This window comes from Frigoribacterium sp. Leaf44, from assembly GCF_001421865.1.
GTDB lineage: Bacteria > Actinomycetota > Actinomycetes > Actinomycetales > Microbacteriaceae > Frigoribacterium.
In genome coordinates this window covers 66,370-78,696 of the sequence record NZ_LMLG01000007.1, presented here as the reverse complement: position 1 = coordinate 78,696, position 12,327 = coordinate 66,370, and the positions used below count along the sequence as shown (strand labels likewise).

General features: G+C 71.7%; 9 protein-coding genes. 1 reads left to right on the top strand and 8 read right to left on the bottom strand.

Features of this window, described 5'->3' with window-relative positions; all coding sequences use genetic code 11:
• The first annotated feature begins 37 nt into the window (after positions 1-37).
• A complete protein-coding gene (locus ASE87_RS14535) occupies positions 38-1,240 on the top strand; it encodes an LCP family protein (RefSeq protein WP_056229861.1) in 1,203 nt (400 codons plus the stop codon).
• Positions 1,241-1,410: 170 nt separating this feature from the next.
• Here the strand turns inward: ASE87_RS14535 and ASE87_RS16420 are convergent, their stop codons facing one another.
• The 8 genes from ASE87_RS16420 to ASE87_RS14495 form a co-directional block, all read right to left on the bottom strand.
• On the bottom strand, positions 1,411-2,568 hold the full coding sequence (locus ASE87_RS16420; protein WP_056229858.1) for a glycosyltransferase family 4 protein: 1,158 nt from the start codon (positions 2,566-2,568) through the stop codon (positions 1,411-1,413).
• Complete coding sequence (locus tag ASE87_RS16415) at positions 2,565-3,737, bottom strand: hypothetical protein (RefSeq protein ID WP_162235898.1); 1,173 nt, start codon at positions 3,735-3,737, stop codon at positions 2,565-2,567. Before ASE87_RS16415 ends, ASE87_RS16420 begins: the two co-directional genes overlap by 4 nt.
• The gene (locus ASE87_RS14520; RefSeq protein ID WP_056229853.1) at positions 3,734-5,173 is read right to left on the bottom strand and encodes a hypothetical protein; all 1,440 of its coding nucleotides are present in this window, start codon (positions 5,171-5,173) and stop codon (positions 3,734-3,736) included. The genes ASE87_RS16415 and ASE87_RS14520 overlap by 4 nt, the downstream gene beginning before the upstream one ends.
• Entirely contained in the window at positions 5,170-6,309 is a 1,140-nt protein-coding gene (wecB, locus tag ASE87_RS14515) for a non-hydrolyzing UDP-N-acetylglucosamine 2-epimerase (protein WP_056229850.1), read from the bottom strand. The genes ASE87_RS14520 and wecB overlap by 4 nt, the downstream gene beginning before the upstream one ends.
• Positions 6,306-7,397 (bottom strand): SDR family oxidoreductase, encoded by a 1,092-nt coding sequence (locus ASE87_RS14510; protein WP_056229847.1) that lies wholly within the window; start codon positions 7,395-7,397, stop codon positions 6,306-6,308. Before ASE87_RS14510 ends, wecB begins: the two co-directional genes overlap by 4 nt.
• On the bottom strand, positions 7,397-8,494 hold the full coding sequence (locus ASE87_RS14505) for a polysaccharide biosynthesis protein (protein WP_082452698.1): 1,098 nt from the start codon (positions 8,492-8,494) through the stop codon (positions 7,397-7,399). Before ASE87_RS14505 ends, ASE87_RS14510 begins: the two co-directional genes overlap by 1 nt.
• 67 nt (positions 8,495-8,561) lie before the next feature.
• Positions 8,562-9,956 carry a polysaccharide biosynthesis tyrosine autokinase gene (locus ASE87_RS14500; RefSeq protein ID WP_056229845.1) on the bottom strand — a complete coding sequence of 465 codons (1,395 nt, stop codon included), beginning with the start codon at positions 9,954-9,956 and terminating at the stop codon, positions 8,562-8,564.
• A gap of 165 nt (positions 9,957-10,121) precedes the next feature.
• Complete coding sequence (locus tag ASE87_RS14495; RefSeq protein WP_200925489.1) at positions 10,122-11,969, bottom strand: sugar transferase; 1,848 nt, start codon at positions 11,967-11,969, stop codon at positions 10,122-10,124.
• Between the last annotated feature and the right edge of the window lie 358 nt (positions 11,970-12,327).

Sequence of the window (12,327 nt, the reverse complement as noted above, 5' to 3'; positions counted from 1 at the left end):
TATGATGTGAGGAATCATTCATGATCAAGAGGATTCCATGCCCGAGAAAAGCCCGTCGTCCGGCGACGACCGCGACCCGACCACGACCCACCGCGTGCTCGGGACGCCCTCCGCCTCCGCCCCCGTCACGCGCTCGGGCCCGACCCCGGTCGACGGGGTCGACCCCGACGACGGTCTCGCGACGCTCGGTCTCGGCGAGCCCCGGTCGCGGCGTGAACTGCGCCAGCGTGAGCAGGTCGAGTCGGGCGCGACTCAGCGCCGCCGACGTCGCCGGTGGATCGCGGTCACGGCCTGGATCACCGGTGTCGTCGTGGGGCTGCCGACCGTCGGCGCGTTGTTCGTCGCGGGCTACCTGGGGCACATCGCCTCGACCTACGGCGACCGGACGACGACCATCGAGCAGGCCTTCCCCGCCGAGGTCGATCGCCCGGTGGCCGACGAGACCGGGGCGTTGAACGTCCTCCTGCTCGGCTCCGACACCCGCGAGGCCGGGGCCGCGGGTCGCTCCGACTCGATGATGCTCGTGCACCTCCCCGCCGACCGCCGGGCCGCGTACGTCATGTCGATCATGCGGGACAGCTGGGTCGACGTGCCCGGTCACGGCATGGCGAAGATCAACGCCGCCTACAGCTGGGGTGGCGTCCCCCTGACGGTGCAGACCGTCGAACAACTGCTGCAGGTGCGGGTCGACCACGTGGCCGAGATCGACTTCGCCGGGTTCCAGGCCATGACCGACGCCCTCGGCGGGGTCGACGTCGTCTCCGAGAAGGCGTTCACGGTCAAGGGGCACGACTTCGTCGCCGGCCCGAACCACCTCGACGGGCGGCAGGCCCTCGACTTCGTCCGGGCCCGTCACCCGTTCGCCGACGCCGACCACCAGCGGGTGCGCAACCAGCAGGCGTTCATGCGGGGTCTGATCGACGGCGTCGTCGACCGGGGCACGCTCAGCTCACCGGCCACCGTGTCGGACTTCGTCGGAGCCGTCACCGAGCACCTCTCGGTCGACCCCGGACTCACCTTCGGTCGTCTGGTCGAGATCGGGTGGGGCTCCCGGTCGCTGTCACCGTCGGCGGTGCAGACCTTCACCCTGCCCACGGCGGGTGGAGGCGTCGCCGCCGACGGGCAGTCGTACGTCCAGCTCGACGTCGAGGCGCTCTATCCGCTGCGCGAGGCCCTGCAGGACGACACCCTCGGCGACTACCTCACCGCGCCTCCTGCGCCGGAGCCCGCCATCGAGTGACCTCCGTGTCGGCTGGCGACCGGCCGACGTCGAACTGCTCGACGTCTCGCCGTCGGACATCGCGCGACCCGACCCCTCGCGACCCGGCGTCTCGCCGTCCGGCAGCGCGCCGCCGTCGTGCGGAACGGGAACGGGAACGCGAGCGAGAGGGGGCGAGTGGCCCCGATGCCTCAGCGGTGCCGGTCCGCGGCGAGGACGCGCTCGAACAGATGCGGGGCGGCATCGTCCTGTGCCCGCTCGAACGCGTCGGCGGCTCCTTCGCGGAGGGCGAGGCGCGCGTCCTCGTCGAGGGCGACGAACCGCGCGATCGTGGCCGCCCACGCGTCCGCGGTGACGTCCGGGACCACCAGGCCCGCGCCTCCCGCGATCGCGCTCGTCCACGGGGTCGTGTCGGCGACGAGCAGGGGGCAGCCGACCGACAGCACCTCGGCCAACGCGTGCCCGAACGATTCGCCGAGGGTGCCCATGAACGCGACGTCGTACCGGGACAGTGCCGTCTGGACGTCGTGGTGGTCGAGCAGCCCGGTGAAGGCGACCGTGATGCCCGCGGGCAGGTCGGCGGCCAACCGTCGGCACTCGGAGACGAACGCGGCGTCCTCGGGCGGGCCGACCACGTCGAGGTGCAGCCGGGTGCCCGTGGGCAGTCCGGCCAGCCCTCTCAGCACCAGGTCGAGGCCCTTGAGGTGGGTGAGGCGGCCGTAGCTGACCGCTCTCAGAACCGGTGCCGGCGCCGGTGCCGTTCGTCGGGCGGTCGCCGGCAGCGGGGACCGAGGGGTGTCGACGACGACCTGGGCGGTGGGGCCCCAGACGGCGCGGATGTCGTCGGCTTCGTCGGGCGTGGCGGCGTGCCAGATGACGCCACGGTGCAGACCGAGCAGTCGGAAGGCGGCGATGAAGGCCTTCTTCTTCGCGGCCTTCGAGCCCAGGGCCCAGCTGCCGAACTCACCCCGGGGCGCGATCACGATGCGCGCTCCACGCCACCAGCCGACGCGACCGAGCAGCCGCGGGGCGAGCGACAGGGCCACGCCGAAGAACGTGTTCAGGCACACGTAGTCCGGACGCCGGGCTCGGACCGCCGCGAAGGCTCGCAGAAGGGCGGGCACCGACGTCGTGTCGGCGAAGAACACGGGCACGTCGCCGTGACGGGTCCACTCGCCCGAGGGGACGTCGAGGCGCGTCATCGAGCCGACGTCCCGGTCGCGGGTGAGGACCAACACCCTCGTGCCGTCGGGGATGCTGGCCGTCTGGGCGTCCAGGCTGCGGATCGGCCCGCCCCCGGCCGAGGCTGGCGGGAAGTGCGGTGCGAAGACGGCGAAGAGGGGGGTCATGAGGTCACCTTCGAACGGGAGGGGGCGGACGGGACGAGACAGAGGGCGGTCGACGGGGCGAGGTCCGGCACGGGCGGCTCGGGGTCGCGTCGACGCAGCACCGGGTCGGTCCCGACGACCCCGCGCCAGACGCAGAGGGAGACGAGCAGCATCGGGCTGATCGGACTCAGCAGCCAGGACTCGCCGGTGCTGTGGACGAGCAGCGCGAGCGTGACGGTCCACGAGCTCCACCCGCCTCTGCCGGCCGGGAGCACGAAGGCCGCCGCCATCCCGGCGAACGCGATCGAACCCGCGAGGCCGGCGTGGACGAACGCCATGATCGGGCTGCTCACATGGGTGCCGTGCTCGTTGCCGATGCCGATGCCGATCTCGGGCCGGCGGCGGAAGACCTCCACGGCGAGGTCGGTCGTCGCCGAGCGGGAGTCGGTGCCACGCAGGAGACCGTCGAGCACGGTCTGCACCTCGGGCTGCCACGCCCAGAGGCACAGCACGCCGACGGCGACCACGAACGCGACGAGCACGAGGGTCGCCGATCGTCGCGCGATGAGGACGATCACGACGACGATCAGCAGCGCGAGGGCGCTCGTGCGACTGGCGCTCCAGGCCAGGGCCGCGGCGACGCCACCCACGGCGACCACCGTCGAGAACGCGCCCAGCGGGCGCAGCAGGGTCAGCGTGCCGAGGGCCAGCGCCACGAAACCCGTGGAGTTCGCGTTCTCGAACGCACCCCGGAGCCTGCCCATCTCGAGTGCGGTGTCGGGCGTCAGCACGCCCAGGGCGAGCGAGACCAGGACGCTCGCCGTGAGGACCCGACGGCAGGCGGTGAGGAACACCGCCGGATCGAGACGCCGCAGGGCGAACAGCAGAGCCGAGGTGACGACCACGAGCGAGGCGAGGGTGACGATCCCGTCGACCCATTGGCCGTGGAAGAAGGTGCCCACGACGACGTAGAGGGCGATCGAGGCCATCAGGCCTCCGAGCCAGGCCACGTCGCCGCGTCGAGGCGCGCGCGTCCGCGCCGCGGCCACCACGACGAGTGCGACGCCGACGACCCGCACGCCCAGGGCGGCGACCGTGCTCTCGCCGAGTGGGGTCAGCGTCGCGACCAGCGCCAGGAGCCCGAGCGTCACGAGGACGCTCTCGCTCGTCGTTCCTCTCAGGGCCCTCATGTCGTGCCGCCGAGAAGAGGCACCCCGTCGCGCGAGACGAGCCGTCGGACCTGCAGCACGAGCCGTGCCGTACCTGCCAGGGCGAGTACCGCGGCACCGGTGGCGACGAGGGTCCAGGACTCGTCGCCCGCGACGATCACGCCCAGGCCCGTGGCGGTCAGGCCGACGACGGAGGCGAGAGAGCCCGGGCCGAGCAGTCCGCTGCCGACGATCATCGAGGTCGCGTACACCGAGAGTCCCACGACGGCACCCGCGGTGGCACCGGTCACGCCACCGACGAGTGTTCCGACGGCGACGAGTCCGACGGCCACGCCGGCGGTGAACAGGGATCGTCGGGCGATCAGGGCCGTGTGCAGTCGGAACTGGTGCAGCCACGACGAGACGAGGCCGATCGACGACAGGCAGACGCCGACCGTGACGGCCACCACGAGGCGGCCGTCCACCAGGCCGGAGGGCAGGGCCCGGCGCAGCAGGGCCAGATCACCGAGGCACAACGTCACGACGGCCCAGGCCCCGACGGCGAAGCACCCCCCGACGAGGAGGCGCGCGACGGTCAGGACCGCACCCGCGCCTCCTGAATCCCACGTCCGGCGCAGACGCGGGTACGCCAGCGTCGTGCCCAGGTTGAGAGAGGCGGCGACCACGGCGGCGACCTGCGTCGCGGCGCCGAGCGCACCGGTCGCCGCCGTGCCGAGCAGGGCGGTCGCGACGAGGAGGGGCGCGACGGACTGCACCTGGATGCCCAGTTGGCCGACGGCCAGGCCTGCTCCGAGCCGCAGCGTCGGGCGGTGCACGTCGGGGGTCACGTCATCGCCGCCGGCCGATGCCGACGGTTCGGCGTCGTCCGCGGGACGTCGTCGCGGCGCGGCGACGATCGCGACCACCGCGGAGGCCGCGCCCGCCGACGCCACGGCGAGGGGCGCCGACCACCCGGCCACGAGGGTGCCGAGCAGCACGGCGGTGCGCGTGGCCGTGCTGGCCAGCAGGGCAGCGGTGTACCGCCACTCCCGACCCCACATGAGCCAGGCGACTGCCGAGAGGCGGTTGACGGTCATGCCGAGGGTCCACCCTGCGACGCCGACGGCCAACTCGAGCAGTCCCGAGGCGGCGCCCGCGACGACGAGCGCCACGGCCCCCAGGGTGAGACCGAGGATCGTCCACCGGACCGCCCACCGGTAGTGGCGGCGGTCGTCCGCGGCCCCTGGGCGCCGCTGGAACGCCAGGACGGCCGGGTCGGCGACGAGCAGACCGACCAGGCCCGCGAGCTGGACGGATGCCGGCACGATGGAGAACTCATCGGCGGGCAGCAGCCGGGCGACGAGGGGGATCTGCACGGCGGCGAGCAACAGGGACGTCGCGCGCGCCGTGGCGACCGCGCCGCCGGCGGCGAGCAACGCGCCGAGCGAGCTCGTGCGGCGGGCGCGGGCGGTCGTCATCGGACGGGCGGGCGGAGGCCGAGACGGCCGTGGTGGCTCCGGGCGGTGCCGAGCACGAACGAGACGACCCGGTGAGAGGTGTCGTCGATCCGGTACTCGTCCGGAGCGGCGGGACGATGACCGTCACGGACCCGGGCCATCGCGTAGCCCACCGCCTCGACCAACGCGTGTCGTCCCAGGGTGGACGTGATGATCGCCCCCGAGTCGAGGGCCTCGGGGCGTTCGATCCGGTCGCGCACGGTGACGGCGGCGAACCCGAGGATCGACGCCTCCTCGCTGATGGTGCCGCTGTCGGAGACTACGACGGCGGCCGATCGCTGCAGGGCGTTGTAGTCGTGGAACCCGAACGGTTCGTGGAAGACCAGCCCGGTCGTGTCGACGCCCCCGAGCTCGTCGAGCCGGCGACGGGTGCGGGGATGCGTCGAGACGAGCACGGGGAGGTCGAGATGGCGAGCGAGGTGCACCAGCGCGTCCAGCGAGTCGGTCAGCCGTTCGGCGTCGTCGACGTTCTCCTCGCGGTGCAGGCTGACCAGCACGTAACGCCCCGGCTCGAGACCCTCGCGGGCCAGGACGTCGCTCGAGGCGATGCCGTCGGCCGCCGAGTCGAGCACCTCGCGCATGGGCGAGCCGGTCAGCAGGATGCGCGACGGGTGGATGCCCTCGGCCAGCAGGTTGCGGCGGGCGTGCTCGGTGTAGACCAGGGCGTAGTCGGCCACGTGGTCGACCAGCCGGCGGTTGGTCTCCTCGGGCACGTTCTCGTCGAACGAACGGTTGCCGGCCTCGAGGTGGAACACGGGGATGCGCATGCGCTTCGCGACGACGGCGGCGACGCAGCTGTTCGTGTCGCCGAGCACCACCACGGCGTCGGGCGCCTCGGCGAGCAGCACCCGCTCGGTCTCGATCAGGACGGTGCCGAGCACGCGGCCGAGCGACGACGTGTCGATGTCGAGCACGTGGTCCGGAGCACGCAGGCCCAGGTCGTCGAAGAAGACCTGGTTCAGGGTGTGGTCGTGGTTCTGGCCGGTGTGCACGAGCACGTGGTCGACGTGGTCGTCGAACCGTCGGATGACGGCGGCGAGTCGGATGACCTCGGGGCGGGTGCCGACGATCGTCATCACTTTGAGCGGGCGGGTCATACGTCCTCCTGGTAGGTGTCGGGTCGGGCGGGGTCGAAGGGTTCGTCGACCCAGAAGATGGTCTGTACGGGCCGGTCGCCGACGGCGACGATCGAGTGCGCCCACAACGTCGGGATGTCGACCGCGACCGGGTGGTCGCCGGACACGGGGATCTCGACGACCTCTCCGGTCAGCAGTCGACGGAGCCTGATCACGGCGTCACCGCCGACGACGCAGAAGCGCTCGACCTTCCGGCGGTGGACGTGCTGGCCCCGCGTGACACCGGGGACGGTGGTCGAGTACGACGTCTGCCCGCCCCCCACGTCAGATCGGACGATCTCGTGGAACGCGCCGCGGTCGTCGACGTGACCGTCGAGGTCGATCACGGGCCGTCGGGCGAACGAGAACGACCGATAGGCGTTGACGAGATCTCGTCGCCAGCCCCCGTCGAGCGCGGGCACGGCGACACCCGAGTACTCGCGATCGATCTCGATCAGCTCGCTCATGACCTCGGAGACCAGCCGCCAGCGCGCCGCCGAGGCGAGCTCGGAGGCGGGGCGCTCGCCGAGGACGAACTCCGCGGAGGTCTGAGCCGAGACGAAGCCACGACGGATGTCGACGTGGAGTCGTGGTTCTCGGCCCGACGTCAGGTCGTCGCAGAACGTCGCCACGCAGCTGTTGTACTGCGGCCGTCCGTGCTCGCCGAAGACGTTCGGCAGCCGCAGGTCGACCAGGTCGGCACCCACCGCGTCGGCGGCGACCTGGAGGACCTCGAGGGCTCGCTCCTTGCCCTGGCCGTACGCGGTGGCCGCGCCCGACTGGATGGAGTTCGCGTAGACGATCGTGGCCGGCGGGCGGTCGGACGTCGTGACGGCCCGGGCGAGTTGTTCGGCGAAGAGGACGTTGCCGTCGCGCAGGTCGTCGTCGCTCGCCCTGCTCACGCCCGCGAGGTGCAGGACCCGGTCGGCCCCCTCGACGGCCGTGGCGATCGAGGCGGGGTCGGCGTCCCGCCCGAGTCGGATGCGGCGGGCTTCGTCGTGTCCGCGGAGGTGCGCGAGCGCGCGGACGTGCCAGCCGAGGAACCCGCCGGCGCCAGTCATGACGTCCATCAGGCGGCCGCCCCCTCGCCGAGGCCGGCCCGCGAGAGCTCGCGCCGCACCTCGGGAAGCTGCAACAGCATGCGTCGGACCGCGGCGACGTCGAGCCGCTCGACCGTGTGCGAGTCGTAGTCCCGGGCCGCGTCGACGGTGTGGTCGCCGTCGTCGGCGTACTCGCCGTAGTTGAGGTCGCGGCCGTCGGCGGGGATGCGGAAGTACTCGCCGTGCTCTTCGGCGCGGGCCAGCTCGTCACGTGTGGCGAGAGCTTCCGAAATCTTCTCGGCGTGACGACTGCCGATCACCTTGAGCGGGCGGTCGACGCCGAAGAGCGACTGCAGGGCCACGGCGAGATCACCGATCGTGCACGACGGGGCCTTGCGGATGAAGAGGTCGCCCTGTTCGGCGTGCCCGAAGGCGTGCTCGACCAGGTCGACGCTGTCGGCGAGCGACATCATGAAGCGGGTCATGTGGGGGTTGGTCACCGACAGCTGCGTGCCGGCCTTGATCTGCGAGATGAACAGCGGGATGACGGACCCGCGGCTGTACATCACGTTGCCGTAGCGCACGCACGACACGGTCGTCGTGGCCTTCATGTCGTTCAACCCGTGGGACCGCGCGACCTTCTCCATCATGGCCTTGGTCATGCCCATGGCGTTGACCGGGTACACGGCCTTGTCGGTGCTGAGGCAGACCAGCGACGTCACGCCGTTCTCCTCGGACGCGCGGACGACGTTCTCGCTGCCCAGCACGTTGGTCTTGACCGCCTCGAGCGGGAAGAACTCGCATGACGGCACCTGCTTCAGGGCGGCGGCGTGGAAGACGTGGTCGACGTTCCGGGAGGCGCGGCGCACGCTCTCGAAGTCGCGCACGTCACCGACGTAGAACCGCACCCGAGGGTCGGACAGCTCGTGGCGCAGGGCGTCCTGTTTGGCCTCGTCGCGGCTGAAGATGCGGACCTCGGCGACGTCGCCGTCGAGGAGTCGGCGCGTGACGGTGCGGCCGAAGGAACCCGTGCCACCGGTCACGAGGACACGGCGGCCGGCGTGGCCGCCGAGTGGACCGGGCCCGTCGGGCCCGGTCGGCGTGCGGTGGTGCGTCGTGGTGGTCATGGCGTCTCCCGTGCTCGGCTGCTGCCGGTTGGTCGTTGATGGTCGTTCGTCGTGGGTTGCTGACACGTCAGCGCCCCGAGGGGCTGCTCGCGCCCGTCTCGTGTCGGGACTCGGCGCGGTAGTAGGAGTTGTTGGCGGCGTAGGCGTCGGCACCCTTGGTCGGCACCATGCTGAGCACGACGCCCACCACGCGACCGCCGACGCGGTCGAGGGCCGCGCGGGCGGCGGTGGCGTCGGAGATCTGCGTCCGGGAGGCCGCGATGACCATCAAGGCCCCGTCGGCCACCGTGCTCACGACGGCCGCGTCGGTGACCGGGAGGATCGGTGCGGCGTCGATCACGACGTGGTCGAATTCGTGGGCGAGGTCGGTGAGCAGGGTCGACATGCCCTGCGAACCCAGCAACTCGCTGGGGTTGGGGGGGATGGCGCCGGCGGGCAGGACCATGAGTCGGTCACGACCCCAGGGCTGGAGGACGTCGTCGACCTCGGCGCGACCGATCAACACGTCGGTCAGACCGGCCGCGCCTTCGAGACCCATTCGATCGGCGACCTGGGGGCGACGGACGTCGGCGTCGACCAGGACGACCCGCGCGCCGCTGTCGGCGAGGGCGATGGCGAGGTTGCACGCGACGGTGGTCTTGCCCTCGCCCTGGCTGGGAGAGGTGATGACGAGGGTCGTCAGGTGTCCGCCCACCGAGGCGAACCGGAGGTTCGTGCGCAGCGTGCGGAACGCCTCGGCCCGGTGGTCGTGCGGGTCGCTGTGCACGATGAGGGGTCGACGCTGGATGTCGGGGTCGTAGGTGATCGCGGCCATGGCCGGGGCTCCTGACGCGGCCTCGGCTGCGGCCGCGGTGCGGATGCGGGTGTCGAGGGTCGAGCGCAGGACGGCGAGCCCCAGGCCCGCCACGCTCCCGAGCAGGGCGCCCAGGGCGGTGTTGACGACGGGCCGGGGTGATTCGGGCGAATCGGGGGTGTCGGCCCCTTGCACCAGCTCGAGTCTCACGACGCCGGCGGTCTCGACGTTCTCGATCGAGTCGACGACCCGGCTCAGGGTCGTGGCGATGGCGTCGGCGATGCGTGCGGACTGCTCTGCCGAGGGGTCAGCGGCCTCGATGACGACGAGTGCGGTGTCCTCGGGCGACGTCGCCGTCACGGACTCGGCGAGTTCGCGCGACGAGACGTCGAGTCCGAGTTCGTCGATGACGGGCCCGAGGACCCGGCTCGAGCTCGCGATGTCCACGTACGAGAGGACCTTCTGCTGGGCGGCGGTGCTGCCCTGGACCACGTCACCGGTGGTGGCGTCGCCCGAGGCGCGGACGACCACGTAGAGCTGGGCGGTCGACACGTATCGCGGGGTCACGACGGACGAGATCGCCAGGGCGATGCCGGCTCCGACCGCGGAGGCGATCAGGACGATCCACCACGAGCGTCGAGCCAGTCGGGCGTAGTCGCGCAGATCCATGTTCTTCTCCTCGAAGTCGCACGGAGACCGTGCTCGGGCTGCCCTCTCGGACATGAACTATTCTTGCATTTCAGACATCATCCGGCAAGAGTGGATATAAATATATACTTCGCGAGAGTGTCCCGCTGCTGCGTGCCGGACGGCGTCCATCCGTCCGGAGTCTCGTCACGAGGGCTGAGGAGGGGTCGCCGCCCGTTCGTGGTCGAGGTGCGCCCGGCTCACCGCGTCGACCGCGACGGCATCGGACCTCCTCAGCACCGTCGAGATGGTCCGCGCCACGATGCTGAGCTCGGCGCGAAGGGACGGGTGGCGGACGTAGTGCACGTCGAAGGCGAGGCGCTCGTCCCATGACGAGGTGTGGCGTCCCGAGACCTGCGCCAGGCCCGATGCCCCCGGTCGGGCCCGGAAGCGGTGGCGCTCGACGTCGGTGAACCAGCCCGAGTAGCGGGGCAGGGTCGGACGAGGTCCGACCAGGGACATGTCGCCCCGCAGGACGTTCACGAGACTCGGCACCTCGTCGAGGCTGGAGACGCGCAGGAAGGCGCCGAGTCGGGTGACTCGTCGTTCATCGGGCAGCAGCTCGCCGTCGGCCCCCCGTTCGTCGCTCATCGAGCGGAACTTGACCAGGCGGAAGATCCGACCGTCGCGCCCGAGGCGCTCCTGGCGGAAGAGCACGGGCCGACCGAGATCGACCGCGACCGCAGCGGAGACCACGGCGAGGACGGGCGCGCTCAGGGCGAGCCCGACGACCGCGGCGACCAGGTCGGCCATCCGCTTGAGGGCGTCGAGTCGCGGACGGGCGCACGCTGCTCGCTCGAGGATCGACTCGAACCGGTCGACGCCTCTCCGGAGGGAGAGCTCGGCGTCGTAGAAGCGGCGTCCCGCCGCTCCGAGGAGCTCTCTCTCGTGGGGGTCCAGCCGGGCGAGGTCGCGAAGGGCGTCGGCCAGTCGTCCGGGGTCGGAGGGGGGCACGACCGGACCCGCGCCCGCTCGTCGTACGAGCTCGGCCGCGTCCCCGTGGACGGCCATCACGACGGGGCGTCCGGCCATCAGGCAGGCCTGGGTCTTCGACGGGACCGTGATGTGGTAGAGGGGATCGTCGGTGAGGTGCACGATCAGGGCGTCGGAGGACTGCTGCATCCTCGCGGCTTCCTCGACGGACACGCGGTCCGTGAACTCGACGTTGGACAGTCGCTCGACCTGGGCGCGGCGCCGCAGGCGGTCGGCGTCGAGGCCGTCGCCGACCACGCGGATGGTGACGCCGGGTGCGTCCGACAGCAGGGCGGCGGCGTCGAGGAGGGTGTCGACGCCCTGGGCGGGGCCGACGTTGCCCGCGAAGGTCGCCACGAACCGGCCGGCCCGGCCGGCCGGGGCGGCCGGGGCCAGGGGGGCCGGGGCCGCAGGTTCCGCCGGGGAGGGCTCGTGGGCCCAGTTGGGGATCGTCGAGACGGCTTCGGGGCGTCGCGATCGTTCGGCCACCACGCGGGTCATTCCCGGGGACAGGGTCACCACGTGCTCTGCGGCGGCGGTGACCCGAGCGGTCATCGCTCCGAGGACGCGCACGAGCACTCGGTTGCGCATCATGCCACTGCTGGTCACGGTTTCGGGCCAGAGGTCTTGGACGTCGAGCACGAACGGCACGCCCCTCAGATGTTTGAGCGCCCAGGCGGCGATGCCGGCCGTGGGGTTGTAGACGTAGGCCACGTCGGGTCGATCGACGAGCAGGGCCGCGAGCGATGCGCTCGCGACGAAAGATGCGTAGTTCAGGGCTCGGCGGGCGGCGGAGTCGTCATGACTGGGGTAGAGCGGGACGCGGGTCACCGTGATGCCGTCGACGGACTCGCGGGCGAACGGACGCTGCCGCCACCCCGGATAGAGGCGACCACTCGGGTAGTTGGGGAAGCCGGTCAGCACCTGGACGTCGTGGCCCCGACGGGTCAGTTCGCGGGCGAAGGCCATGCCCTTGAGGGTCGGCTCGGGGTCGAAGAACTGGGTGATCAACAGGATCTTCATCGTCGCGGACCGATCGTCGCATCGCGGCGGGTGGTGGGTGTGCGGGTCATGGGACTCCTCGCGTCTCGGGTCGGCACCATCAGCTCCCTGCCGACGTACCAGTGAAATATACTAATATTTAGGTTTCCTCGTGTCAACGGGGAGACGACCTGCTGCTGACACGGCGACGGGCCCCGAGGTGTCTCGGGGCCCGTCGGTCGGTGTGGGTCTGTCTCAGCGGGTGCCGTCGAGCGGGAAGGGGATGATCTGGTCGGCGCCCGGTCCGCCGGTCTGGACGAACACCGCGGCGTTGTACTTCGACGGTCCGAAGCCGCGGCTGATGCTCCAGCTGCCGTCGGGGCGGACCTCGGTGCTGACC

Excerpts from the sequence above, each read along its gene's own strand:
- ASE87_RS14535 (WP_056229861.1), top strand. The coding sequence starts at position 38 with ATGCCCGAGAAAAGCCCGTCGTCCGGCGACGACCGCGACCCGACCACG.
- ASE87_RS16420 (WP_056229858.1), bottom strand. The coding sequence starts at position 2,568 with ATGACCCCCCTCTTCGCCGTCTTCGCACCGCACTTCCCGCCAGCCTCG.
- ASE87_RS16415 (WP_162235898.1), bottom strand. The coding sequence starts at position 3,737 with ATGAGGGCCCTGAGAGGAACGACGAGCGAGAGCGTCCTCGTGACGCTC.
- ASE87_RS14520 (WP_056229853.1), bottom strand. The coding sequence starts at position 5,173 with ATGACGACCGCCCGCGCCCGCCGCACGAGCTCGCTCGGCGCGTTGCTC.
- wecB (WP_056229850.1), bottom strand. The coding sequence starts at position 6,309 with ATGACCCGCCCGCTCAAAGTGATGACGATCGTCGGCACCCGCCCCGAG.
- ASE87_RS14510 (WP_056229847.1), bottom strand. The coding sequence starts at position 7,397 with ATGGACGTCATGACTGGCGCCGGCGGGTTCCTCGGCTGGCACGTCCGC.
- ASE87_RS14505 (WP_082452698.1), bottom strand. The coding sequence starts at position 8,494 with ATGACCACCACGACGCACCACCGCACGCCGACCGGGCCCGACGGGCCC.
- ASE87_RS14500 (WP_056229845.1), bottom strand. The coding sequence starts at position 9,956 with ATGGATCTGCGCGACTACGCCCGACTGGCTCGACGCTCGTGGTGGATC.
- ASE87_RS14495 (WP_200925489.1), bottom strand. The coding sequence starts at position 11,969 with ATGAAGATCCTGTTGATCACCCAGTTCTTCGACCCCGAGCCGACCCTC.